The organism is Sulfurimicrobium lacus (assembly GCF_011764585.1).
GTDB classification, from domain to species: Bacteria; Pseudomonadota; Gammaproteobacteria; order Burkholderiales; family Sulfuricellaceae; genus Sulfurimicrobium; species Sulfurimicrobium lacus.
Window position 1 is genome coordinate 2,663,060 of sequence record NZ_AP022853.1, and the last position, 23,511, is coordinate 2,686,570.

At 61.1% G+C, this 23,511-nt stretch carries 26 protein-coding genes; 13 read left to right on the forward strand and 13 right to left on the reverse strand.

Translation table 11 applies throughout. From position 1 onward, the window contains the following. Nucleotides 1-50: 50 nt before the first annotated feature. Both SKTS_RS12995 and SKTS_RS13000 read left to right on the forward strand, forming a co-directional pair. The gene (locus SKTS_RS12995) at nucleotides 51-908 is read left to right on the forward strand and encodes a thioredoxin family protein (RefSeq protein WP_173065709.1); all 858 of its coding nucleotides are present in this window, start codon (nucleotides 51-53) and stop codon (nucleotides 906-908) included. 7 nt (nucleotides 909-915) lie between these two features. Next, on the forward strand, nucleotides 916-1,869 hold the full coding sequence (locus tag SKTS_RS13000) for a PDC sensor domain-containing protein (protein ID WP_173065712.1): 954 nt from the start codon (nucleotides 916-918) through the stop codon (nucleotides 1,867-1,869). A 116-nt stretch (nucleotides 1,870-1,985) separates the two neighbouring features. Here the strand turns inward: SKTS_RS13000 and SKTS_RS13005 are convergent, their stop codons facing one another. The 11 genes from SKTS_RS13005 to SKTS_RS13055 all read right to left on the reverse strand — a co-directional run bounded on the left by SKTS_RS13005 (nucleotide 1,986) and on the right by SKTS_RS13055 (nucleotide 11,990). After that, entirely contained in the window at nucleotides 1,986-3,485 is a 1,500-nt protein-coding gene (locus tag SKTS_RS13005; protein WP_173065715.1) for a nitrite reductase, read from the reverse strand. 2 nt (nucleotides 3,486-3,487) lie between these two features. Further along, nucleotides 3,488-4,651, reverse strand: a complete 1,164-nt coding sequence (gene nirJ / locus SKTS_RS13010) for a heme d1 biosynthesis radical SAM protein NirJ (protein WP_173065717.1) — start codon at nucleotides 4,649-4,651, stop codon at nucleotides 3,488-3,490. A gap of 85 nt (nucleotides 4,652-4,736) precedes the next feature. Continuing rightward, complete coding sequence (gene ahbB / locus SKTS_RS13015; protein WP_173065720.1) at nucleotides 4,737-5,210, reverse strand: siroheme decarboxylase subunit beta; 474 nt, start codon at nucleotides 5,208-5,210, stop codon at nucleotides 4,737-4,739. A 184-nt stretch (nucleotides 5,211-5,394) separates the two neighbouring features. After that, entirely contained in the window at nucleotides 5,395-5,883 is a 489-nt protein-coding gene (locus SKTS_RS13020) for an Lrp/AsnC family transcriptional regulator (RefSeq protein ID WP_244617336.1), read from the reverse strand. Beyond that, nucleotides 5,850-6,842, reverse strand: a complete 993-nt coding sequence (ahbB, locus tag SKTS_RS13025; RefSeq protein WP_173065723.1) for a siroheme decarboxylase subunit beta — start codon at nucleotides 6,840-6,842, stop codon at nucleotides 5,850-5,852. The genes SKTS_RS13020 and ahbB (SKTS_RS13025) overlap by 34 nt, the downstream gene beginning before the upstream one ends. Beyond that, entirely contained in the window at nucleotides 6,839-8,020 is a 1,182-nt protein-coding gene (locus SKTS_RS13030) for a cytochrome D1 domain-containing protein (protein ID WP_173065726.1), read from the reverse strand. The genes ahbB (SKTS_RS13025) and SKTS_RS13030 overlap by 4 nt, the downstream gene beginning before the upstream one ends. Further along, entirely contained in the window at nucleotides 8,010-8,354 is a 345-nt protein-coding gene (locus SKTS_RS13035; RefSeq protein WP_173065729.1) for a c-type cytochrome, read from the reverse strand. The genes SKTS_RS13030 and SKTS_RS13035 overlap by 11 nt, the downstream gene beginning before the upstream one ends. Further along, nucleotides 8,341-8,670 (reverse strand): cupredoxin domain-containing protein, encoded by a 330-nt coding sequence (locus tag SKTS_RS13040; RefSeq protein WP_173065732.1) that lies wholly within the window; start codon nucleotides 8,668-8,670, stop codon nucleotides 8,341-8,343. The genes SKTS_RS13035 and SKTS_RS13040 overlap by 14 nt, the downstream gene beginning before the upstream one ends. Before the next feature lie 104 nt (nucleotides 8,671-8,774). Further along, on the reverse strand, nucleotides 8,775-9,686 hold the full coding sequence (locus tag SKTS_RS13045) for an ethylbenzene dehydrogenase-related protein (RefSeq protein ID WP_173065735.1): 912 nt from the start codon (nucleotides 9,684-9,686) through the stop codon (nucleotides 8,775-8,777). Between the two features lie 58 nt (nucleotides 9,687-9,744). Beyond that, a complete protein-coding gene (locus SKTS_RS13050) occupies nucleotides 9,745-10,287 on the reverse strand; it encodes a NapC/NirT family cytochrome c (protein ID WP_244617337.1) in 543 nt (180 codons plus the stop codon). A gap of 113 nt (nucleotides 10,288-10,400) precedes the next feature. Beyond that, on the reverse strand, nucleotides 10,401-11,990 hold the full coding sequence (locus tag SKTS_RS13055; RefSeq protein WP_244617516.1) for a cytochrome D1 domain-containing protein: 1,590 nt from the start codon (nucleotides 11,988-11,990) through the stop codon (nucleotides 10,401-10,403). 294 nt (nucleotides 11,991-12,284) lie between these two features. On the opposite strand from SKTS_RS13055, the gene SKTS_RS13060 reads away from it, so the two are divergent. From SKTS_RS13060 to SKTS_RS13100, 9 genes are all read left to right on the forward strand, one after another. Beyond that, entirely contained in the window at nucleotides 12,285-12,530 is a 246-nt protein-coding gene (locus SKTS_RS13060) for a chaperone NapD (protein ID WP_173065744.1), read from the forward strand. Nucleotides 12,531-12,550: 20 nt separating this feature from the next. After that, nucleotides 12,551-15,094: a nitrate reductase catalytic subunit NapA gene (gene napA, locus SKTS_RS13065; protein ID WP_173065747.1), complete on the forward strand. Its 2,544-nt coding sequence runs from the start codon at nucleotides 12,551-12,553 to the stop codon at nucleotides 15,092-15,094. A gap of 47 nt (nucleotides 15,095-15,141) precedes the next feature. Beyond that, on the forward strand, nucleotides 15,142-15,990 hold the full coding sequence (gene napG / locus SKTS_RS13070) for a ferredoxin-type protein NapG (protein ID WP_173065750.1): 849 nt from the start codon (nucleotides 15,142-15,144) through the stop codon (nucleotides 15,988-15,990). Continuing rightward, nucleotides 15,987-16,895 (forward strand): quinol dehydrogenase ferredoxin subunit NapH, encoded by a 909-nt coding sequence (gene napH, locus SKTS_RS13075; RefSeq protein WP_173065753.1) that lies wholly within the window; start codon nucleotides 15,987-15,989, stop codon nucleotides 16,893-16,895. Before napG ends, napH begins: the two co-directional genes overlap by 4 nt. A 40-nt stretch (nucleotides 16,896-16,935) precedes the next feature. After that, nucleotides 16,936-17,424, forward strand: a complete 489-nt coding sequence (locus SKTS_RS13080; RefSeq protein ID WP_173065756.1) for a nitrate reductase cytochrome c-type subunit — start codon at nucleotides 16,936-16,938, stop codon at nucleotides 17,422-17,424. Nucleotides 17,425-17,437: 13 nt separating this feature from the next. Continuing rightward, a complete protein-coding gene (locus SKTS_RS13085) occupies nucleotides 17,438-17,749 on the forward strand; it encodes a hypothetical protein (RefSeq protein ID WP_173065759.1) in 312 nt (103 codons plus the stop codon). 237 nt (nucleotides 17,750-17,986) lie between these two features. After that, nucleotides 17,987-18,424: a hemerythrin domain-containing protein gene (locus SKTS_RS13090; protein WP_173065762.1), complete on the forward strand. Its 438-nt coding sequence runs from the start codon at nucleotides 17,987-17,989 to the stop codon at nucleotides 18,422-18,424. 4 nt (nucleotides 18,425-18,428) lie between these two features. Beyond that, complete coding sequence (locus tag SKTS_RS13095; protein ID WP_173065765.1) at nucleotides 18,429-18,677, forward strand: DUF2249 domain-containing protein; 249 nt, start codon at nucleotides 18,429-18,431, stop codon at nucleotides 18,675-18,677. Beyond that, a complete protein-coding gene (locus SKTS_RS13100; protein WP_173065768.1) occupies nucleotides 18,674-19,981 on the forward strand; it encodes a hypothetical protein in 1,308 nt (435 codons plus the stop codon). The genes SKTS_RS13095 and SKTS_RS13100 overlap by 4 nt, the downstream gene beginning before the upstream one ends. On the opposite strand, the gene SKTS_RS13105 is transcribed toward SKTS_RS13100, so the two are convergent. Beyond that, nucleotides 19,968-20,222 (reverse strand): DUF2249 domain-containing protein, encoded by a 255-nt coding sequence (locus SKTS_RS13105; RefSeq protein ID WP_173065771.1) that lies wholly within the window; start codon nucleotides 20,220-20,222, stop codon nucleotides 19,968-19,970. The genes SKTS_RS13100 and SKTS_RS13105 overlap by 14 nt on opposite strands. A gap of 69 nt (nucleotides 20,223-20,291) precedes the next feature. Further along, nucleotides 20,292-21,416: a hypothetical protein gene (locus tag SKTS_RS13110; protein ID WP_173065774.1), complete on the reverse strand. Its 1,125-nt coding sequence runs from the start codon at nucleotides 21,414-21,416 to the stop codon at nucleotides 20,292-20,294. Nucleotides 21,417-21,655: 239 nt separating this feature from the next. Between SKTS_RS13110 and SKTS_RS13115 the strand changes: the two genes are divergently transcribed. After that, nucleotides 21,656-22,081, forward strand: coding sequence for a c-type cytochrome (locus SKTS_RS13115; RefSeq protein WP_173065777.1), 426 nt, complete (start codon nucleotides 21,656-21,658; stop codon nucleotides 22,079-22,081). A 44-nt stretch (nucleotides 22,082-22,125) separates the two neighbouring features. Then, nucleotides 22,126-23,505 carry a cbb3-type cytochrome c oxidase subunit I gene (locus tag SKTS_RS13120; RefSeq protein ID WP_173065780.1) on the forward strand — a complete coding sequence of 460 codons (1,380 nt, stop codon included), beginning with the start codon at nucleotides 22,126-22,128 and terminating at the stop codon, nucleotides 23,503-23,505. The last annotated feature ends 6 nt before the right edge of the window (nucleotides 23,506-23,511 follow it).

The window sequence follows — 23,511 nt, forward strand, 5'->3', positions numbered from 1 at the left end:
GCCTTTTTGATACGATATCGCCCAAATCAAGATTTGCTACGGAGAAAGACATGACCGCGTTTGCCGCCGACGTCAACGAAGCCGACTTCCAGCAGGAAGTCATCGAGCGCTCATTTCAGACGCCGGTGCTGGTGGATTTCTGGGCCACCTGGTGCGGGCCGTGCAAGGTGCTGAAGCCCCTGCTGGAAAAACTGGCGCAGGAATACCAGGGCAAATTCTTCCTCGCCCTGGTGGAAACCGAAGCCAACCAGCAACTGGCCATGAATTACGGCATCCGGGGCGTCCCGACGGTAAAGGCCATCGTCGATGGAGAAATCGTCGACGAATTCAGCGGCGCCCTGCCGGAAGACAAGATCAGGGAATTCTTGGATCGCATCATCCCCTCCCCCGGTGAAGCGCTGCGCCTCGATGCCGAGGAAATCTATCGCCAAGGCGACACCGCGCAAGCGCTGAAGCGGCTGGTTGAGGCATCCACGCTCGACCCCAGGAACGATAAAATCCGTATTTCCGCCGCCGCCATCATGTTTGAAAGCGGGGGAATCTCCGCCGCGCGCAGGATGCTGGACAGCATCGTCGATCCCGCCAGCCGCAACGACGAACAGGCAGTCGCCCTGCTGGCCCGGCTGGAGTTTGCCGAGAAAGGCGCAACCGGCGACCCGGCAGAGCTGGAACAGAAAATCGCCGGCGACGAGAACGATCTCGCCGCCCGGCTGGAACTCGCCAACCTGCTGGTCGCGCGGCAGCAATACGAGAGTGCGCTGTTGCAACTGCTCGAAATCATCCATCGCGACCGCAACTTCGGCGACGATGCCGGACGCAAAACCATGCTCTCGGTGTTCACTCTGCTCGGCGCACAGGACCCGCTGGTGAGCAAGTACCGCCGTCTGCTGGCCAGCGCATTGAACTGAGGAAGATATGCAGCTACCCAAGGAAAACCTGCAGGAAAGCATCGCGCACCAGCGCGAGGCGCTCATCGGCCTTTTACAGGAGCCCATGCAGCAACTAGCCGACAAATGTAGCCGGGAGTGGGGAGAGCGCACCCGGCTCGACGAACTGCTGCGCGACGCGTTGAAAAACCTGCCTTACTGCAAGCACCTCTACGCCCTCGACAGCCACGCCGTGCAGATCAGCGACAACGTCAGCCACGATGGGCTGCAGGACGGCTACGGACGGGACCGTTCCGACCGTCCCTACATGGGAGACATCGCGCGTGGCGATGCGCTGTATCTGTCCGATGCCTACATCAGCCTGCGCGAGCGGCGCCCTTCCCTTACCGCCCTGCAAATCGTGCGCGACGAAGCGGGCAACGCCCTGGGCTACATCGGCGCCTACTTCGGCCTGCGCGACCTTCCGCTGACGCGCAAGCTTTACGAGGAACCGAGATACTGGCGCCAGATCAAGGGCGACCCCTCGATTCGCGGCACGGTTTTTCACCAGACCCGCGCCGACAGCGAAATGGACCGGCATATCGATACCGTCATGGGAGTGGTGGCGGAGTTGATGCTTTACCAGGGCGTGTTCCACGTCATGCTGCATTTCTCCAGCAGCCGCGCCGTCGTCTGGGTGATGGAAGACCCCTATCGCTATCGCCTGCTGGACATCAAGGAACTGATCGACCCGGACACCTGCCTCGCCTATCCGCGCACGCCCTATCCAAGCAACGCGCTGATCCCCGCCGAGAAGATCCGCACCGTGCTGGAGTCATTCCGCGCATTGCGCCTGATGGACGAAATGTTCTATCTGCGCTCCGCGACGCTCAACATATTCAACGGCATCGTCGGCCTCACTTTCTCATGCGACGGCTCGCACTACATTCCCTACGACGAGTTTCTGGCGATGGACAACGAATTCTGGATGGGTGGCGAGTAACCTTCCCCGTTCCGCACCTGTGGATGCTGAACGAATGTAGGTCGGGCTTCAGCCCGACATATCGGCCTAAAGGCCGACCTACAGTCCGGAATAAAATGTGGCGCGATCAATGATGCTCAGTGACTGGTGCCGGCTGAGCGGGTGATCTTGTTGTAGACGTTGTATTTTCCCGACGGCTTCTTCATCGGAATGCGCTTCACTTCCTGCAGCGTTTCCGCGTCGTAAATCACCAGTGCGCCGTCCATTTCCCAGACACTGACCAGGACATATTTCCCGTCGCGCGTGAATTCCACGTGGGCCGCCGTTTTACCAGGTTCGGGGCGCAGGACATGGGCGACTTCCAGGGTGTTCTTGTCGATCAGGGTCATGGTGTCGCGGCTTTCCGGGTTGCCGGTCGCGAAACCGTCGGTCCAGGCATAACGGGTGTTCTCGTGGCTGCGCATGAAAAATCCCGGCCCCGGCGTCTTGATCTGCTTGATGGTTTTCCAGGTCTGCATGTCGATCACCGTAACCACGCCCTCCTTGGTGTTCGGCGTGGCCATTACCGGGTGCCCCTGGTAATCCCAGGTAATGCCGGAACCGAGATGCGGCATGCCGGGCAAATCCAGGTCGGCGACTTTTTTCCCCGTGTCGAGGTCGAGGACATGGCCTTTCTTGCTGTCGCGCGCCGTGCTGATCAGGTGTTTGTAGGACTGGTCGAAAAAGAAATCGTCGAGGTAGTCGTCCACCACGATGCGGCGCACCGGGAATGTCTTTTTCTTCCCTGTCTGCCCGGTGTATGGAATTTCCCACACTTCCTTGACGTCCTTCAGCGCCGCGATAAAGCTGCCGCGCGGCTCGGCCTGATAGACAGCTGAAACGCGCGAACTCTTACCGTCCTGGCCCACTGTCGGGATGATTTTGATCAGCGAGAGATTGTCGGCATCCAGCAACACCAGCGCATGCGGCAGGTAATTCCCCACCAGTATCGTCTTGCCGTCGCCGGAAACCGCCAGATTGCGGCTGTTGATGCCGGCGCGGGTTTCCGCCACGGTCTTGAGGTTGTAGATGTCGAACTTGCTGATCCAGCCGTCGCGCGAGGCGAAATAAACGTAGCGGCCGTCCGGCGAGAACTTCGGTCCGCCGTGCAGGGCGAAGCGCGTGGGGAAGCGCAGGATGGGCTCGAATTTGTCGCCGTCGAGAATGGTGGCGTGATGGTCGCCCAGTTCGACGACCACGAACAGGTTCAGGGGGTCGGCCTTGAACAGCGGCTTGTCGGACAAGTAGGCCGGGTCCCCGTATAGCACGCGCGAAGCGGAAATTTCCCTCTCGCCCCATACCGGGGTATACGGCAAGCTGGAATAGATGAATCCAACCAGGGCTTCGATCTCGTCTTTGGCAAGCTTGTCGGAGAAACCCGCCATCTGGCTTGCGGCGCGTCCCTGGGTGATGGTCTTGATGGCCTCGGGGCGCCGCAGGCGTTCGAGATTTTCCGGCAGCAGCGCAGGTCCGGTGCCGCCGAGCCGGTCAGGTCCGTGACACGAAGCGCAATGCGTGGCGTAGAGCTTCTCTACCGGCTCTCCGGCCTGGGCGGCCGAGACAATAAACAGGCAGCAGGCTGCAAGCATCCATCTCATGTTCACTCCTCCAAAACGGCAAGCTGCACTGCGCCGATTTCCTCGTCGCTCAGATAGCACGCCGGGTCTTCCGCCCACGGGTCGCCCGTCACCTGCCACGCCCGCACCCGCGTGTTCCCGCCGCAGACGGCAAAATATTCACATTCACCGCAGCGGCCGCCGACGCTTCGCGGCTGCGCCTTCAGCCCGGCCATGATGGGGTCCGAGATATCCGTCCAGATATTTGAAAAGAGCCGCCCGCGCACATTGCCAAGCGTGTAATTCCACCACATGGTGTCGGGATGGACGTTGCCCAGGTTGTCGATGTTAGCCACGTTCACGCCGGACGAATTGCCGCCCCATTGTTCCAGCTTGGCACGGATGTGATATTCCAGATGCGGGAAGTTTTTCCTCACCCACAGCAGCAGATAAACGCCGTCGGCGTCGTTGTTGCCGGTCACGAACTCCTTCGGCTTGCCGGCCAGAAGGTCGCGCCAGCAGGTATCGAACAGCAGATCCATCGCCGCGCGCGTGGTCTGGTGAAAGGCGTCGTCCTTGCGGTTCTTGTTGCCACGTCCGGCGTAGTTGAGATGGGAGAGGTAGAACTTGTCCAGCCCTTCGTCTTCCATCAGCTGTAGCAGGGCCGGCAGGTCCTGTGCGTTATCTTGTGTGAGGGTGAAGCGAATGCCGACCTTGATGCCGCGCGCCTTGCACAGGCGGATGCCATGCATGGACAGATCGAAGGCGCCCTGCATGCGGCGGAATTTGTCGTGGGTCACCGCCATGCCGTCCAGGCTGACGCCGACGTAATCGAAGCCAACCGCCGCGATCTTGTCGATGTTGCCAGCATCGATCAGCGTACCGTTGGTCGACAGGCCGACGTAGAAGCCCATTGCCTTGGCGCGCTGCGCGATGTCGAAAATATCCGGGCGCAATAACGGTTCGCCGCCGGAGAGGATCAGCACCGGCACGCGAAAGCGTTTCAGATCGTCCATCACCTCGAACACTTCGGCGGTATTCAATTCGCCGGGAAAATCCTTGTCGGCAGAAATGGAGTAACAGTGCTTGCAAGTCAGGTTGCAGCGCCGGACCAGGTTCCAGATCACCACCGGGCCGGGCGGATTGCGCTTCGTCCCGATTGGCGTGGGCTGTGCGATTTCCTGCATGAATTGGGAGATGCGGAACAATTGAACACTCCGTAATGGTGTTGCGAAAGCTCAATTTATCCGCATAGTCCGCCGGCAGGAATGATCCAGGTCAAGGAAGCCCGTGTCAGACGGAAATGCGCAGGCCAGTTTTCTTTAGGAGACGCGTGCTGTAGAGAATTTCATGGCCGCTGCTGGCATCGCCCAGCAATTCTGCAATCTTCTGCGCCTTGCGCTCGACCTCAGCGCGGTCGTGACCGTGCACCATGGCAAAGAAGTTGTAAGGCCAGTCCGGCAAATGCCGCGGGCGCTGGTAGCAGTGGCTGACGAAATCCAGCTGGCCGATGCGCTCGCCCAGCTCGTCGATGCGCGCGTCGTCCACGTCCCACACCGTCATCCCGTTGGCCTTGTAGCCCAGCGCATAATGGTTGGGCACCGCGCCGATGCGCCGAATGACGCCGCTTTCCAGCATGGCGTGCAGCCGCGTCATCACTTCCACGGGAGAAATCCCGACCTGCTCCGCCACGGCGTGATACGGCTGCGGAACCAAGGGCAGACCTTCCTGGGTGGCGAGGACGATAGCGCGATCTGTAGCATCCATATGCGGTGGCCTTATATGTTTGTTAAACCTGAAAACCGCAGTTCAAGCCACAGAGAACACAGAGGACACAGAGAAAGACGAGCGTTGGTCACTTTCGCAGCTCCATCCCCTAGCGGAGGCCCTGCTTTGTTGCAAGCAACTTGTTTTCTCTGTGTCCTCTGTGTTCTCTGTGGCTAACGCTTCTTCAAGCTTCAATTCTCAACTTCAACTCGACGAAATATTCCCTGATTTTCGGCATGTCGAACACCGGGTAGCCGGTTTCGCGCTCGATTCTCTCGATCGCCTCCTGCTGGCCTTGCGGCGTTTCCGTGGCCAGCACGAACCACATGTTGAGCGCATGGTCGCGCGCGTAGTTGTGCGCCACCTCGGGCATGGCATTGACGATTCCGGCCACGCGCTCGAAATCCGCAGCGGGAATCTTCATCGCGGCCAGGCTCAGGCCGCCGCCCAGGCGCTCGGCATGGTACATGGGGCCGAAGCGGGTCAGCACCTTGCCGTCGAGTAGTTTTTGGATGCGCGCCAGCAGCTCGCTTTCGCTGGTGCCGAGCTGCCGCGCCACTTCGGCATAGGGGTTGGCGCAAAGCGGGAAGCCGCCCTGCATCTGGTTGATGATGGCCCGGTCAAGGGCATCCAGCGCCATCACGCCGCCGCCCTCGCATAGCGGGCGCCGCATTGCTTGAAGCGGCGTGTGCTGAACAGCACTTCGCACGCGATATGCTGCAGGCCGCACCCCTGGCGCATCTCTTCGAGCCGCGCTAGGACTTCCTCGCGATCGTGGCCGTGTATCATGCAGAACAGGTTGTAGCGCCAGGCCGGCAAGCACCGGGGGCGACGGTAGCACAGAGTAACGAACTCCAGCTTGCCCAGACACGCCCCCAACTGGCTGACCTCCTCATCAGGGATATCCCACACCACCATGGCGTTGGCCCGGTAACCCAGCTCGTGGTGGCGCACCACCACCCCCAGGCGCTTGATCACGCCCAGCCGGAAGAGTTTCCTCACTCCCTCGATCACATCCGTTTCAGACACGCCAACGGCTTCCCCCACTGCAGCGAACGGACGCTCGACCAGCGGCAAACCCGATTGAATGGCGGCGATCAGCCGGCTTTCCTGCTCGCTCGGCAGGTAGGGCTTCGGCGGCGCGCCGGTATGGCTTTCGATGAACGAGTCGCTCTTGCGCTTGCAGCCGGTCATGTCGAAGCCCAGGTCAATGTGATAGTCCTCCACCAGGGGCAGAAAAAGCACCTTGCTGCCCGAGCGTTCCTCGATTTCCTTGAGCACCCGCTGCAATGCAACTTCATCCGGCGCAGTCACCACGAACCACAGGTTGTAAAGGTGTTCGCGCTGGTAATTGTGGTTGACTTCAGGGTAGCTGCTCACCATCTGCGCCACCTCGTCCAGCCTCTCTTCCGCCACCGCCAGCGCCGCCAGCGTGCTGGCGCCGATGCTGCGCGGGCGGAATACGGCCCCGACCCGGCTCACCGTACCTTGCTGCTGCAAGCGGGTCAGCGCCTGCAGCACGTCGGCCTGATCGACGCCGAGGCGTCCCGCGATTGCCGCGAACGGCTGCGGCAGCAGCGGAAAATCGTGCTGGTAATCGTTGAGCAGACGCAGCTCCTGCGCGGCGTTCATAGTCCCGTCCGATTGGCGCGGTGTGTGAAGAAAATGCCGCTCGGGCTGTCGGCCGCTAGCTTCGCCTGTTCGGCAAAGGTCTCGCTGTCGTAGACGATCAGCGAGTTGTCGTCGCGTGCGGAGACCCATACGGACTCGCCGCGCGGGGTGAATTCCAGGTGCAGCACTGCCTTGCCCGGCTTGAGCGACTGCACGATCTTGCGGCTAGCCACATCGATGACCTGCACGGTGTCGTTATCGGGTAAGGCGAAATTCACCCACACCTGACGGTTGTCCGGACGCGCCACAACGAACACCGGCTGGCCATGCACCGGGATATGCGCCACTTCCTGCCAGGTTTTCTGATCTATCACCAGCACCTCGTGGCGCCCCACGGCCGGCACCAGCAGTTCGCTGCCGGTGGCCGCCCAGCCTTCCAGGTGCGGCATTTTGTATACCGGCAGCTTCTGCTCCCCCTTGCCGTAATGATTGAGCACCCGCTTCACGCCAGCTTCCGGATGCCACAGGTCGAGCATGGCCAGGCCGTCCTCGCCGAACAGTCCAGCAAGGTAGTAACGCCCGTCCGCCGTGATCATGGCATCGTAGGGTTCCTTGCCGATCTGGGTGAATTTCTGCAGCACGAGATGCGCCGGGTCCTTCAGGTCGCCCAGCCAGATTTCGCCGCCCTCGAACAGGCTCCACACGAAGCGGTTACCCGGCGCGTCCACCAGCCCGACTACCTTGGAAGCCTTGCCGGACGCGTCCAGTGCGGGAATATCCGCCACCAGGTCGAGTGTGGCGGAATCGAACACCTTGACCCCGCCGGGCGTGTAGTTGGCCACCGCAACCAGCTTGCCGTCCTGGGAAATGGCACCGCCGATGCTGTTGCCGGACTGGATCACGCGCTTGACCAGGCGCATTTCCAGCAGATCGATCTTGCTCAGGCCGCCATCGCGGCCGAAAACGTAGGCAAAACGGCCGTCGCGGGAATAATTCACCGAAGCGTGGGAAAGGTCGCCCAGCCCGGCAACTCGCCCCAGCACCGAGCGACCGCTGGTTTCGACCACCTCGACGCTGCCGCTGGCCCGCTCGACCACCACACCAAGGTCCCCGGTTCCGCGCAGTTGTTGCGTGGCGCAGCCGGACAGCACGACGACCGCTGCAAGCAGAATCAGTTGCGGTAATGTCTTAACGTTCATCGGGGAATCCTTTTTTCAACATTTCCACTACCCACTCGGCATCCTCATCGCTCAGGAACGCCCGCCACGGCGGCATCGGCGTGCCCGGCCGGCCGTACAGCACGGTGGCCACCAAATTCTCCGTCGGCTTGTCCTTGAGCGTGGCAGGCAGCAGGGCCAGCCCCAGTCCGCCGGAGAGCGTCATGCCGTGGCAGGAGCCGCAATCCTTGCGTACCAGCGAAACCAGTTCGCGCTGCCGCTCGGCGGAAGGCGCTCCGCTTTCCGCAGCCGCGGACGCGCCGCATGCTGCCAGCCCCAGCGCGATCGTAAGCCACGCCTGCTTATGGTTCGACATCCACGGTCCCGGTCATGTCAGGGTGCGGGCCGCACACGTACGGATAGCTGCCCGGCTGGTCGAAAGTCCGCTGCCAGGTTTCGCCGGGAAACAGGCGATCGGATTCGGCCAGACCTTCCTTTTCGAAGAAAACCGAGTGATTGTTGCGCTTTTCCCTGTTCACCCAGGTCACGCTAGTGCCGGCGCGGATTTTCAGATGCTGGGGAACGAATTGCATGCCTTCGATCCGGACTTCTGCCGCCTCGCCCGCCAGACACGGAAAACTCCAGGCGCCGGACAGTGCGAGCAACAACATGATTTTCAAGGCAGCTTTCATTTCCTTACTCCTTGGCACTCTTCCGCAAGCCACAAAAAAGGGAGCCTGAGCCCCCCTTCCTGGAACAGCACGCGTGGTCTGCTCGCGACCACCCGCCCACATCATTACTTCGCGGCGGTAATGTCCGCCTTGGTGTCGATTCCCAGGGTGTAACCGAAGGAAACATGGTGGAAGCGGCCGGCGGTGTGATCGTTATGGATGGCAAAGCCCATGTTGTAGGTCTTGCCCGAAGCCAGGGTGATATCCCCCGGCGCCCCGCCCGCCAGCTTGCGCGTGAAGGTCACGGTCCAGGTGTCGCCGTCCTTCTTGCCTTCCGCGCTCACCAGCGCCTTGCCGCCTTCCATCACGCGCTTGTCGGCAACGTAACCGTCCACCGGCTTGGCGCCCTTGCCGCTTTTCCACTGCATCAGGTCGTAGTAGTTGCCGTTGGCAAGCGAACCGCCGACGACGTACTTGGTCTTCTTGTCGTCTGCGCCGGGCATGGTGCGCGCGTCGGTATGGCAGGTGCCCCAGCAGCCGCCTGCAGCGCCGATCAGCACGTCCTTGCCCTTGGAATCCTTGGCGACCACCTTGTTGTCTTCCAGCATCACCGCCAGTTTGACCGGGTTGTCCTTGTCCATTTGCTCGCCGCCGCCCTTGGGCTCTTTCCAGCTGAAGCGCAGGTAAAGGTTGGCGCCGTCGTTGGCCGCCTGCACGCTGACCGGGATGGTGCCGGGATGACCGCTGAGCGGCTTGGGTTCGAGCTTCTCGCCTTTGAGTATCTTGTCGGTGGCGATGTCGATCTTCAGGGATTTTTCATCCTCGTGACAGCCCGTGCAACGCTCGCCTTTCGACAAGCCCTTGGCACCACCGTGCTCGGTACCCTTCATGATCCATTCGATGCCGGACGTGCCGGGGTGGAACACCGTCACCTGGCGCGACGGCACCTTGCTCCAGTCAGGCGCGGCCAAGACGGTACCGGCCATGCCGGCCAGCACCAGACCCAATGCGGAAGCGGTTATCACTGTTTTATTCATGTTGTCCTCCAGATCAAAATGTTGTGCGAATTCATTTATCCCGTGATGCTGCAAGCAATCAACCGCCCGCCTCGTCTTCGGTCATGCCTTCCGGCTTGTGGTGCGCGATACCCTTGTGACAGTCGATGCAGGTCATGTTGTCCTTCTTGGCATTTTCATGCTGTTTCGCGGCCCGGCTCTTCTGTTTTTCCTTGTCCATGCCATCGAAGCTGTGACAGTTGCGGCACTCGCGCGAATCCGATGCTTTCATCCGCGCCCATTCGTGGCGTGCCAGTTCCAGGCGCTTGGCCTCGAATTTTTCCTTGGTATCGATGGTGCCGGTGATCTTGCCCCATACCTCGCCGGAGGCCTGGATCTTGCGCAGCATCTTGTGCGACCAGTCCTTGGGAACGTGGCAGTCCGAGCATACGGCACGCACGCCGGTGCGGTTGGAATAGTGAATGGTTTTCTTGTATTCCTGGTACACGTTGTCCCGCATCTCGTGACAGCTGATGCAGAACTCGAGCTGGTTCGTTGCTTCCATGCCGGTGTTGAAACCGCCCCAGAACAGGATGCCGGCGATGAAGCCGCCACCGAGCAAGGTCAGAAGAGAATATTTCATGCTCGGACTGCGCAGTTTTGCCCACCAGTTTGAAGCAGCCATTTTTTCCCCCGTTTCTATCGAATTCGTTAGGGCACCGGAGGACTTCTCCGCCGGTGCGCTCTGGTCAGATACTAGTAAATGTCGTGCTGGGTGTTATAGACGTTGAACTTGCCGGTCGGCGTGATCAGCCTTGGGTCCTTGATCACGGCCTTCATCTTCAATGTCTTGTCATCCAGCACCACGATCGCGGACGGCTCGGTTTTGCCGGCCCAGATCGAGTACCACACCTCGGTACCGTCGGCGTTGTACTCAGCCTGCACCACGCGCTTGACTGCCTTTGCTTCCGGCAGATCGGCCATCTTGGCGACATTGATGATGACCGGGGGTTTATCCAGGTCCCTGATGTCGTAGACGGTCACGGACTCGGCGTTCTCCTTATCGGGATTCAGCGGGGAATCCGCATACAGGTGGTGGGACTTCGGATGCGTCTTCACGAACAGCGAGCCGCTGCCGTGGTTCTTCAGCTCCTGCACCACTTTCCACGCCTGCTGGGGATGCTTGGCCGGGTCGGTGCCGATCAGGGTGATCACGTCCGCGCCGAGGTGGGAAGTCGCCCACACCGGACCGAACTTGGGATGCACGAAGTTGGCGCCACGGCCGGGGTGCGGCTTGGCCTTGGTGTCGACCAGCGCGGCCAGCTTGCCGGTCTTGGTGTCCACTACCGCGACCTTGTTGGAGGCGTTGGCCGCCACCAGGAAGTAACGCTTGGTGGAATCCCAGCCGCCGTCATGCAGGAACTTGGCGGACTCGATGGTCGTTTCCTTGAGGTTCTTGATGTCGGAGTAGTCGACCAGCCTGATCATGCCGGTTTCCTTGATGTTGACCACCCACTCCGGCTTGCCCTCGGTCGCCACGATAGAAGCGACGCGCGGCTCGGGGTGATACTCGCCGTCCACGGTCATGCCGCGGGTGGAAACGATCTTCAGCGGCTTGAGCGTGTCGCCGTCGGTAATCACGTACTGTGGCGGCCAGTAGGAGCCGGCGATGGCGTACTTGTCTTCGTAACCCTTGAACTTGGAAGTTTCCACCGAACGCGCTTCGATACCGACCTTAAGCGTTGCCACCACCGTGGGCTTCTCGAACCACAGGTCGATCAGGTCGAGCTTGCCATCGCGGCCGATCACGTAGACGTAGCGTCCGGATGCGGACAGGCGGGAGATATGCACGGCATAACCGGTCTTGACGATGCCCCAGATCTGCTTGGTGTCGCCGTCGATCAGCGCCACTTCGCCGGAATCGCGCAAGGTCACCGAGAAAACGTTCTTCAGGTTGATCTTGTTCATCGGCTTTTTGGGGCGATCTTCCGGCTTGATGACCAGCTTCCAGCTGTTCATCATGTCTTTCATGCCCCATTCCGGCGGCGTATCCGGCGTTTGCTGGATGTAGCTCGCCATCAGGGAAATCTCGTCCTTGGTGAGGATGTCGTCGAAGTTCACCATGCCGCCATCGGTGCCGTAGCTGATGATCTTTTCCAGCCGGGCATGGCCCAGCTTGAGAGTGTTGACCGGCTCCAGATTCTTGCCCGTGGCGCCCTTGCGCAGGATGCCGTGACACCCGGCACAGCGCTCGAAGTAGATCTTGGAGGCGGTTACCTTCTGTTCCGCCGTCAGCGCGGCCTCATCAGCGGCAAACGCAACATTGAAGACACCGGCGACCGACATGGCTAGCACCGAAGCAGCGAAATACGGCTTTTTCATTTGACACCCCCTTTGAGATTTAAACACATGAACACAACAGGGTTTTCCCCTGACGGATGCATCATGTTCCAAGGTAAATGTCCAAACATTGATACACATCAAGATTTTTTGATTTGCCAAAAATTGCAAATTTGCGCATTTTCCAGAGACCTTAGGAGGGAAATGGATATTTTCGCATCATTGATCTATATCAAGGAAACAGCCTCGGATTGCTCGCACTCTGGCACCTGATATTTTCATCAGGGTAAAGCAGCCATCATGCACATTTCCGGAGTAGTCGTTCACGCACGCCCCGGGCGTGCCGCCCAGGCCCATCAACAGCTTGCTGCCGTCGCCGGCGTGGAAGTTCACGTCAGCGATGTCGAAGGCAAATTGATCGTCACCCTCGAACAAGAAAACGAACAGTCGACGGTGGACACGTTCGGGCGATTGAACGAGCTTCCCGACGTGCTCTCGGCCACCATGGTGTACCACCATTTCGAACCAGATACAGACTCAAAATAAATCAGCAGAGGAGACCTAAAATGGAATTGACTCGCCGTGAATTCATAAAACTCAGCGCCGTTTCCGCCGCCGCCAGCGCAGCCTGCGTTGTCGTGCCGGGCGCGCAGGCCGCGCTGGCTGCGGCAGGTGACAGCGGGGTACGCTGGGACAAGGGCGTATGCCGCTTCTGCGGTACCGGCTGCGGCGTGCTGATCGGCACCAAGGACGGTCGCGTGGTCGCCACCCAGGGCGATCCGGACGCACCGGTGAACAAGGGGCTCAACTGCATCAAAGGCTATTTCCTGTCGAAAATCATGTACGGCAAGGACCGCCTCACCCAGCCCATGCTGCGGATGAAAGACGGCAAGTTCGACAAGAACGGCGAATTTGCCCCCATCAGCTGGGACCAGGCCTTCGACATCATGGCGGAGAAATGCAAGGCCACCCTTAAAGCCAAAGGCCCGAAGGGCATCGGCATGTTCGGCTCGGGCCAGTGGACGGTGTGGGAAGGCTATGCCGCCTCCAAGCTGATGAAAGCCGGTTTCCGTTCCAACAATCTCGATCCCAATGCGCGCCATTGCATGGCTTCCGCCGTAACCGGCTTCATGCGCACCTTCGGCATCGACGAACCGATGGGCTGCTACGACGATGCCGAGCACGCCGACGGCTTCGTGTTGTGGGGTTCGAACATGGCCGAGATGCACCCCATCCTGTGGTCGCGCATCACCGACCGCCGCCTCACCGGCAAGGACGTCACGACACACGTGCTCTCGACCTTCGACCACCGCACCACCGAGCTGGCGGACAACACGTTGATTTTCAAACCCCAGTCCGACCTGGCCATCCTCAACTTCATCTGCAACTACATCATCCAGAACAACGCGGTGAACGAGGAGTTCGTCAAAAAGAACGTCAACTTCAAGAAGGGCGTCACCGACATCGGCTACGGCCTGCGCCCCAACCACCCGCTCGAACAGGTGGCCAACAACAACGGCTACCCCGGCGCCGACGGCAAGCCCAAAGGCAACCCGAACAACTCCAGCCCGATCACCTTCGACGAGTTCAAAACCTTCGTTTCCGAATACACGGTGGAAAAAGCTTCCGAGCTTTCCGGCGTACCCAAGGAAAACCTGCTCTCGCTCGCCAAGCTTTACGCCGATCCCAAGAAGAAAGTGGTGTCGTATTGGACCATGGGCTTCAACCAGCACACGCGCGGCACCTGGGTCAACAACATGATCTACAACGTGCACCTGCTGGTCGGCAAGATTTCCGAACCCGGCAACGGCCCCTTCTCTCTCACTGGCCAGCCCTCGGCCTGCGGCACCGCGCGTGAAGTGGGCACATTTGCCCACCGCCTGCCCGCCGACCTGGTGGTGATGAACCCGAAGCACCGCGAAATCGCGGAAAAGATCTGGAACCTGCCCGCCGGCACCATTCCGGACTGGATCGGATCGCACGCGGTGAGGCAGAGCCGCGATCTCAAGGACGGCCTGATCAACTTCTACTGGACCTCCACCACCAACAACATGCAGGCAGGCCCCAACATCAACGGCGAAACCTACCCTGGCTGGCGCAATCCTGCCAACTTCGTGGTGGTCTCCGATGTATATCCAACGGTATCCGCCGTTTCCGCCGACCTGATGCTGCCCTGCGCCATGTGGATGGAGAAGGAAGGCGCGTTCGGCAATGCCGAGCGCCGCACCCAGTTCTGGCGCCAGCAGGTGAAGGCACCGGGCGAATCCCGTTCCGACCTGTGGCAGTACATGGAGTTTTCCAAGCGCTTCAAGGTCGAGGAAGTCTGGCCCGCCGAATTGCTGGAAAAAGCCCCGCAATTCAAGGGCAAAACCCTGTACGACGTGCTCTACGCCAACGGCGAGGTCAACAAATTCCCGCTTTCCGAGCTTAAGAAAGTCAACGAGCACGGCATCAAGAACTACACCAACGACGAATCCGCCGCCTTCGGCTATTACGTCCAGAAAGGGCTGTTCGAGGAATACGCCCAGTTCGGTCGCGGCCATGGCCACGACCTGGCGCTGTTCGACAACTACCACAAGGCGCGCGGCATGCGCTGGCCGGTGGTGGACAACAAAGAAACCCTGTGGCGCTTCCGCGAGGGCTACGACCCTTACGTGAAGAAAGGCGAAGGCATCAAGTTCTACGGCCATCCCGACGGCAAGGCGGTAATTTTCGCCCTGCCCTACCAGCCCGCCGCCGAGCAGCCGGACAAGGAATACGACCTGTGGCTGTGCACCGGCCGCGTGCTGGAACACTGGCATACCGGTTCCATGACGCGGCGCGTGCCGGAGCTTTACAAGGCGGTACCGGATGCCTGGGTTTTCATGAACCCGGAAGACGCCAAGAAGCGCGGCCTAAAGCGCGGCGACAAGGTCAAGGTCATCAGCCGGCGCGGCGAAATCACCACCCTGGTGGAAACCCGCGGCCGCAACAAGCCGCCGGTCGGACTGGTATTCGTGCCTTTCTTCGACGAATCGCGCCTGGTCAACAAGCTGACGCTGGACGCCACCTGCCCGATCTCGAAAGAGACCGACTTCAAGAAATGCGCGGCCAAGATCGTTAAGGCGTAAAGGGGGAGCGTGGGGCGGGGAATTAAACCCTCGCCCCAACCTGGATCATGGCAGTTACCAGCAACAATCAGTCGCGGCGTCAGTTCCTGCTCGACATGGCGAAGACCGCTTGCGGTGTCGGCGTGTTCGGGCTGGGGCTGGGCTTGTACACCAGGCAGGCGCGCGCCCTGCCGCCCACCGCCATCCGCCCACCGGGCGCGTTGGCGGAGGCGGATTTCCAGGGCGCGTGCATCCGTTGCGGGATGTGCGTGCGCGACTGCCCCTACAACATACTCGAACTGGCCAGGCCGGAGGACGATCTCGCCACCGGCACGCCCTATTTCGTGGCGCGCAAGATCCCCTGCGAAATGTGCGAGGACATCCCGTGCGTCAAGGCCTGTCCCACCGGCGCGCTGGATCACCAGCTGACCGACATCAACAAGGCAAAAATGGGCCTGGCAGCGCTGGTCGACCAGGAGACCTGCCTCAATTTCCTCGGCCTGCGTTGCGACGTGTGCTACCGCGTGTGTCCGGCGATCGACAAGGCCATCACGCTGGAGCGCACGCACAACGTGCGCACCGCCAAACACACCATGTTCCTGCCCACGGTCCACTCGGAATACTGCACCGGCTGCGGCAAGTGCGAAAAGTCCTGCGTGCTGGACGTCGCGGCGATCAAGGTGTTTCCGGTCCAGCTTGCCAAGGGAGAACTGGGCAAGCACTACCGCCTCGGCTGGGAAGAAAAGAAGAAGGCCGGAGAAAGCCTGGTCGCGCCGGAGATCGAGCACCAGTACAACCTGCCGGAAGGCTTCAAGTATGAACAGGGTCCGGGCCTGAGCGGCGAGGCCGTGGCGCCGCATGCAGCACCGGCAGCGCCATCCGGCGCACCCAGGGCGCTGCACGGAGATAAGCTGTGAGCCCGAACGGAAAAATCGGCGCCGACGCCGTACTGGCGAAAGGCTGGCTGGGCGCCCATAAATGGCTGCTGCTGCGCCGCGTCTCGCAGCTCGGTATCCTCGCCCTGTTCCTGATCGGCCCGTGGGCGGGCATCTGGATCGTCAAGGGAAACCTGGCCTACAGCCTCACGCTCGACACCCTGCCGCTGGCCGATCCGTATGTGCTGCTACAGTCCCTGCTGGCCGGGCACGTAGCGGAAAAACTCGCGCTCGTCGGGGTCGCCATCGTCATCGGATTTTATGCGCTGGCAGGCGGACGCGCCTATTGCGCCTGGGCCTGCCCGGTCAACATGGTGACCGACCTCGCCGCCAGCCTGCGCCGCCGTTTCGGCATCAAGGGCGGCGCACGTTTTTCACGCGCGACGCGCTACTGGATACTGGCCATGACGCTGGTTCTGGCTGCCGCCAGCGGCGCCATTGCCTGGGAAATGCTCAATCCGGTTTCGATGCTGCACCGCGGCCTGATTTTCGGGATGGGAACGGCGTGGGCCGTCATTCTCGCGGTGTTCCTGTTCGACCTGTTCGTCAGCCCGGACGGCTGGTGCGGCCACCTCTGCCCGGTGGGCGCGTTCTATAGCCTGATCGGCAAAACCAGCCTGGTGCGGGTCAAAGCGGCACAGCGGTCTGCGTGCAACGACTGCATGGACTGTTTTGTCGTGTGTCCCGAGCCGCAGGTCATCAAACCCGCGCTCAAGGGCGCGGGCAAGGGCATCGGGCCGGTGATCACAGCATCCAATTGCACCAACTGCGGCCGCTGTATCGATGTGTGCTCGAAACAAGTATTCGGATTCGGTTTGCGCTTCAACAACAAGGTGGCCGACAACGCTCCGCGAGGGGAAACGGCTGCGCTCGGCAACAGGCCATAACATGATCAGAAACCACGACATTATAAAGAGGAGATCAACCATGAAAAACGCACTGCGCTTCGCCTTGGTGACACTGGCCGCTTCAGCCTTCACTTTCGCCGCCACGCCACCGGCATTGTCCGCGGAAAGCGCGGTCCATTCGCTGCGCGGCGTGGACCCCCAGGTTTCGGATCAGGCGCCGGAAGAAAAATTCAACCCGGGGAAACGCCCCGGATCGCAAAAACCGATCACGCGCACTTTCCTGCAGCAACCCCCGGTGATTCCACATGCCACCGAAAATTTCGACGAGATCACGCTGGAGGAAAACCAGTGCCTGACCTGCCACGGCCCGGAAAAATTCAAGGAAAAGAATGCGCCCAAGATCGGCGACAGCCACTTCCGCAACCAGCAAACCGGCGAGATCATGAAACAGGTATCCAGCGCACGTTACAACTGCGTGCAGTGCCACGTGCCGCAGGTCGACGCGCCGCCGCTGGTGGAGAACACCTTCCAGACCGTGCCGCAGAAAGCGGCCAAGGCCAAGCGCTGAACAGGGGGGGGCCATGGATCAGCAGGATAAGGGAAGCGTGCTGTTCAAATACCTGCCCTCGGGCCGTCAGGTGGCGATGCATCTGACCGCCATGGCGACGCTTTCCTGCCTGCTGGGACCGTGGCTCGGCCCTTTGCTGGTCAACTGGATCAACCCGCCCCAAGCCTGGGGATACGTGAGCAAAGTCGGCGACTATTCGCTGCTGAACGTTCTCCTCTGGGGATTCGCATTCCTGATGTTCGAAGCATTCATCTACACCGGCTGGCTGATCCGGCTGGGACGGAAAAGCTGGGAAATAGCGCAGCCGAAATCCTGGTACAACTAGGGTGTGACATTGTCATTGCGAGCGCAGCGAAGCAATCTCGATCCAGGCAAATCAAACAAATTACAGATTGCTTCGTCGCTTCGCTCCGCGCAATGACGAATAAATCGGCGGTTCCCTGAATTTCCAGCTTTAAGAGCCGCACCGGGATGCTTGATTCAGGTCAATGCGTCGAACACCGGCAACCCCGAAAATTAGTGCGAGCCGTTTCTCGGCATCAATTTCTGCTGGAGTTTCCCGATGACCACGATCAGCGATTTTCTCGCCCCCGACCACCAGCGCTGCGACAACCTGTTCGCCGTAGCGGAAGCGGCCGCCGCGCATGGCGACTGGGACAATGCCGCACGCGAGTTCAGCCTGTTCCACGATGCGCTGCTGCACCACTTCGCCATGGAGGAGGAAGTCATGTTCCCCGCCTTCGAGGCTCGCACCGGCATGACGCAAGGCCCGACATCGATGATGCGCTCCGAACATCGCCAGATGACCGACCTGCTCAACCAGATGGCAGACGCAATGGCGCGCAAGGACAGCAACAGCTTCCTCGGCGACGCCGACACGCTGCTCATCATCATGCAGCAGCACAACATGAAGGAAGAGCAGATGCTGTACCAGATGGCCGACCAGGCGCTGGCTGGCGAACTGGACGAGGTGGTCGGGCGTATGCGCGCCCTGACCTGATCCGATGGCCGAGCGCGTACTCGATGCCCGCTGGTTGGAACCGCCCGAGCCGATGGAACTTACCCTCGCGGCGATCGACAGCCTTGAGCCCGGCGATCATCTGCGCCTGCTGATCCACCGCACGCCTTACATGCTGTTCCCCATTTTGAAAGAGTGGGGCTTCAGCTACCAGTCACACAGCAACGACGACGGCACTTATGAAGTACTCATCTGGCGCAAGGAGCAGGCTGCGCCAAGCCGCACCCCGCCATGACCCAGCCGGCCAGCCTGTCGCTCGACCAGGCGCCGCCGTTCGCGGTGCCGTTTCGCTTTTTCCTCACCGCGCCCCTGTTCGCGCTCACCGCCGCCCTGGTCCTACTGTGGCAAGGCCCTGATCTGCTCAGCAGCCGCTGGAACCCTGCCCTGCTGGGCACCACCCACCTGCTGACCCTCGGCCACATGGGGCTGATCATGCTGGGGGCGATCCTGCAGATGCTGCCGGTCGTGGCCGGCGCACCGGTGGGGCGACCCGGGCTGACCGCTGCCCTGGTTCACACGCTGGGAACGGGCGGCATTGTCCTGCTTTGTTCCGGCCTGATTTTCACCCTGCCGCTTGCCCTAAAACTTGCCATGCCGACACTGGGAACAGCGCTGCTCCTGTTCGCCGCCATGGTCGTCGTCACGCTGCGCCGCGCCCTGCCGCACAACATGACCGTTCGGGCGATGCGGCTCGCCGCCCTGATGCTTGCGGCAACGGCCTTGCTCGGCCTGACCTTGCTCAGCAACTACGCATTCGGATGGTGGCTGCAGGCACGCGAAGCGCTAACCAATCTCCACCTCACCTGGGGCTTGCTAGGCTGGGTCGGGATACTGGTGGTGGGAGTCGCTTATCAGGTGGTGCCGATGTTCCAGCTCACGCCGCACTACCCCGCCAGGCTCACGCGCTGGCTGGCACCTGCGCTTTTCGTCCTGCTGCCGGGACTCGCCCTGACAAACCACGCGCCGCGGCTGAGGATACTGCTGGGAACCCTGCTGGCGGCAGGCTTTGCCGCCTTTGCGCTGACCACCCTGTGGCTGCAGTTGAAACGACGGCGCAAGCTGCCCGACGTGACGCTGAATTTCTGGCGCGGCGGTCTGCTGTGCCTGCTGCTCGCGATTGCGCTGTGGCTGACGGCGCAGATCGCGCCAGCCATCGGCATGACGCAAAGCTACAGCCTGTTGCTGGGCGTGCTGATGATCGCCGGCTTTGCCATGTCGGTCATCAACGGCATGCTCTACAAGATTGTGCCGTTCCTGGTGTGGTTCCACTTGCAGAGCCGGCGCGGACCGAGCGGGCCCAAAGTGCCCAACGTCAGGGAAATCCTGCCGGAAACCCGCACCGCCCGGCAGATGTGGCTGCACTTCGCCGCGCTGGGCACGCTCCTCGCAGCCGTTTTATGGCCCGCAAGTTTTGCTTACCCGGCAGCGCTGCTGTTCGGCGCCTCCAACCTGTGGCTGTGGCTGAACATCGTTTCCGCCAGCCGCACTTACCACCGGGTAAACGCGGAAATTGTTCGCGCGAACGCTAGCGCCGCGTGAAATTGATCGCGATCAGCTCCGGTTCGCGGCTCACGTACTTGATTTCGACCGTCTCGCCGTAGCGCTGGCGCATCTGCTCCAGCAAGGGCAAGGGATCGTGGTCGTTCATGAAATGCATGGTTTCGCCTGGATTGAGCGCATCGAGCGCACCAAAAATGGCGGCATGGCGAAAACGCTTGGCGACGCAGCGCGCGTCGAAGGGATAGATCGCTTCCGGCTGGAGGATGTTGAACTGCGCCATGGTAATGCTCCTAATTTACGACAAAAACAGTAGGATATTACGCACAGCGCTACCCATCCTTGATTCAAATCAAGCGCGCCGGGCGCGCCACAAAACGCCCAGTGCAGCCAAGGGAAACGGCAGCAGCGCGGCGAGCGCGAGCCAGGCAGCCCACCTGAAGCCCGCCAGGACCAGCAGGCCGGCGGCGAGGAACAGCAAGGCACGAAAGCCGGCGGCGAAAGTCAGACGGCAACGCGCCCAGTCATGCCATTCCGTCTGGCGCCCCGGCCGAAACCACAACGGGAGCAGTTGCCCGGCGGCGCCGCTCACCAACGGGAACAGGAAGGAAAAAACGAACAGGTGCGCGACGCCGGTGGAATCCAGCCAGCCCGCGCCATGCGCGCCGCCTGCGAGCAGCGAGAGGACAACGCCCGCCAGCGCCGCGGCCAGGAGCGGCATCGCGCCATGGCGCTGAAAGATTCCGCTGCGGTAACGCGCCAGCCATGCGACGCCCAAGCGCCCCACGGGAACCAGCCAGAGAAGCAGCCCCAGCGCGGACAACAGCGGCAACCATGCGGCCCCGAGCGCGATCAGCAAGGTCCCGCCCAGTGCGGCCGGCAGATCGCCGCGCAGTCTGGCGGCGACCTGCGGGTCGGGTTGCCCGGCCGCGGTGGGCAGCAGCACCTGCAGGGTGCCGACGGCGCTCAGCCCGACGAATCCGAACAGATTGAGGTGCAGATGCAAACGCTTGAGCGCGAGATATTGCGCCGGCCACGCATCCATCCCCGCCACTGCGAGCAGGGCCAGCAGCAGGCAGAACAGTGCCGCCAGGTACCAGTACACGCCCGGATGGGGGCTGCCCAGCGCCGCCCGGGCGCGCATCCACTGCCACCCCGCCAGGCGTGCGACGGCGAGCACCGCGAGCAAGGCCGCGAACAGGCGCACGGACGGGGGCAGGCTGAAGGCGAAAAACGCGGTCGCCAGCACCCCGGCCTGCCAGGCCAGGCCGGCCAGAAGCTGCACCTGGCGCGCCGCCGCGCCGGTGCGCGTCAGCACCGGGACGAAGTGCGTCATCGCGCCCATGATCAGGGGCATCACCCCCAGCGCGAACGCCAGGTGGACGTGGGCGGCACGCTGCAGGTCGCCGACCAGCGGCAGCAGCCACGCCCCGACCATGGCCAGCATGGCCGACAGCACGAGAAAAACCAGGTTCATGGGTAAGCCCTTATCGAAAATCGCCGCAATCATAGCCCGGCGGACAAGTATCGTGGCCGAAAATTCCCCGATCCCGATAATCTTGACGCAAGTCAAGGAATGGGGACCCCTCCTAATCTAATGTGAGCGTGCCGCAATCAGGAACCTGTTTGTACGCACTCCTCCTCAATCCATCGAGGGGGGAGAGCTAAACGATCGGGTTTGGAGCCAACCATCAAAAGCTATTCAGGGGGTAAGTTATGAGCGAAACATTTACCAAGGGGATGGCGCGAAACATATTCTACGGAGGAGCCGTTTTCTTCTTCCTGTTGTTTCTCGCCCTGACCTTCGACACAGTGCAGAACCTGCCGAAACGGGATCACCGTGAAAACATCACCGATTCCGTCGTACGCGGCAAGCACATCTGGGAAAAGAACGACTGCGTCGGATGCCACACCCTGCTGGGTGAAGGCGCCTATTTCGCTCCCGAACTGGGCAACGTCTACAAGCGGCGCGGCGGCGAATTCATCAAGGGATGGATCAAGGCCATGCCTACCGGTGCGCCTGGCCGCCGGCAGATGCCGCAATTCAACCTGACCGATCAGGAACTCGACGACATGGTCGCCTTCCTGAAATGGACGTCGGAGATCAACACCAACAACTGGCCGCCGAACATTGAAGGCTAATCCAGCAGATACCCTGACACAAAACGGTTTAGGAGGAATTAAAGATGCAATATAAATCCCAAGCGGTGGCGAAGCCATACTTCATCGCCGCCATTGGCCTGTTCATCGGACAGATTCTGTTCGGTCTGATCATGGGCTACCAGTACGTGGTGGGCGACTTCCTGTTCCCCGCCATCCCTTTCAACGTGGCCCGCATGGTCCACACCAACCTGCTGATCGTGTGGATTCTGTTCGGCTTCATGGGCGCGGCATATTACCTGATACCTGAGGAGGCGGAGACCGAGCTGTTCAGTCCCAAGCTGGCCTTGCTCATGTTCTGGATCTTCCTGGTGGCCGGTGCGCTGACCATCGTCGGCTACCTTACGGTGCCTTACGCCACGCTTGCCCAGATGACCGGTAACGACATCCTGGCGACCATGGGACGGGAATTCCTCGAACAGCCGCTACCGACCAAAGTCGGCATCGTGATCGTGGCGCTGGCCTTCCTCTTCAACATCAGCATGACCGTGCTGAAGGGTCGCAAGACTTCGATCAGCCTGGTGCTGTTGCTTGGTCTGTGGGGCCTGGCGGTGTTCTTCCTGTTCTCCTTCTACAACCCCTCCAACCTGGTTCTGGACAAGTACTTCTGGTGGTGGACCGTGCATCTCTGGGTGGAAGGCGTATGGGAACTGATCCTGGGTGCGATGCTGGCCTTTGTGCTGATCAAGATCACCGGCGTGGACCGCGAAGTGATCGAGAAATGGCTCTACGTCATCATCGCCATGACCCTGATCACCGGCATCATCGGTACCGGCCACCACTACTTCTGGATCGGTACGCCTGAATACTGGCAATGGTTCGGTTCCGTGTTCTCGGCCCTGGAACCCATCCCGTTCTTCATGATGACCGTGTTCGCCTTCAACATGGTGAACCGCCGTCGCCGCGAGCATCCCAACAAGGCCGCCACTTTGTGGGCCTTGGGTACCGGCGTGATGTCCTTCCTCGGTGCTGGCGTGTGGGGCTTCCTGCACACCCTGGCCCCGGTGAACTTCTTCACCCACGGCACGCAGATCACCGCGGCTCACGGTCACATGGCCTTCTACGGTGCCTACGTGATGGTGAACCTGACCATGATCTCCTACGCCATGCCGTTGCTGCGCGGACGCAGCGCGAACTCCGGCCCGGCACAGATCATGGAAATGTGGTCGTTCTGGCTGATGACGGTGTCCATCGTGTTCATCACGCTGTTCCTCACCGCCGCCGGCATCCTGCAGATCTGGCTGCAGCGCATGGGCACCACGCCGATGGGCTTCATGGCCGCGCAGGACCAGGTCATGCTGTTCTACTGGTTGCGCGAGATCACTGGCTTCGTGTTCCTGATCGGACTGGTACTTTACGTCTGGAGCTTCTTCTGCAAGAAGGGTGAAGCGCACGCAGCAGCATAAGTGTTC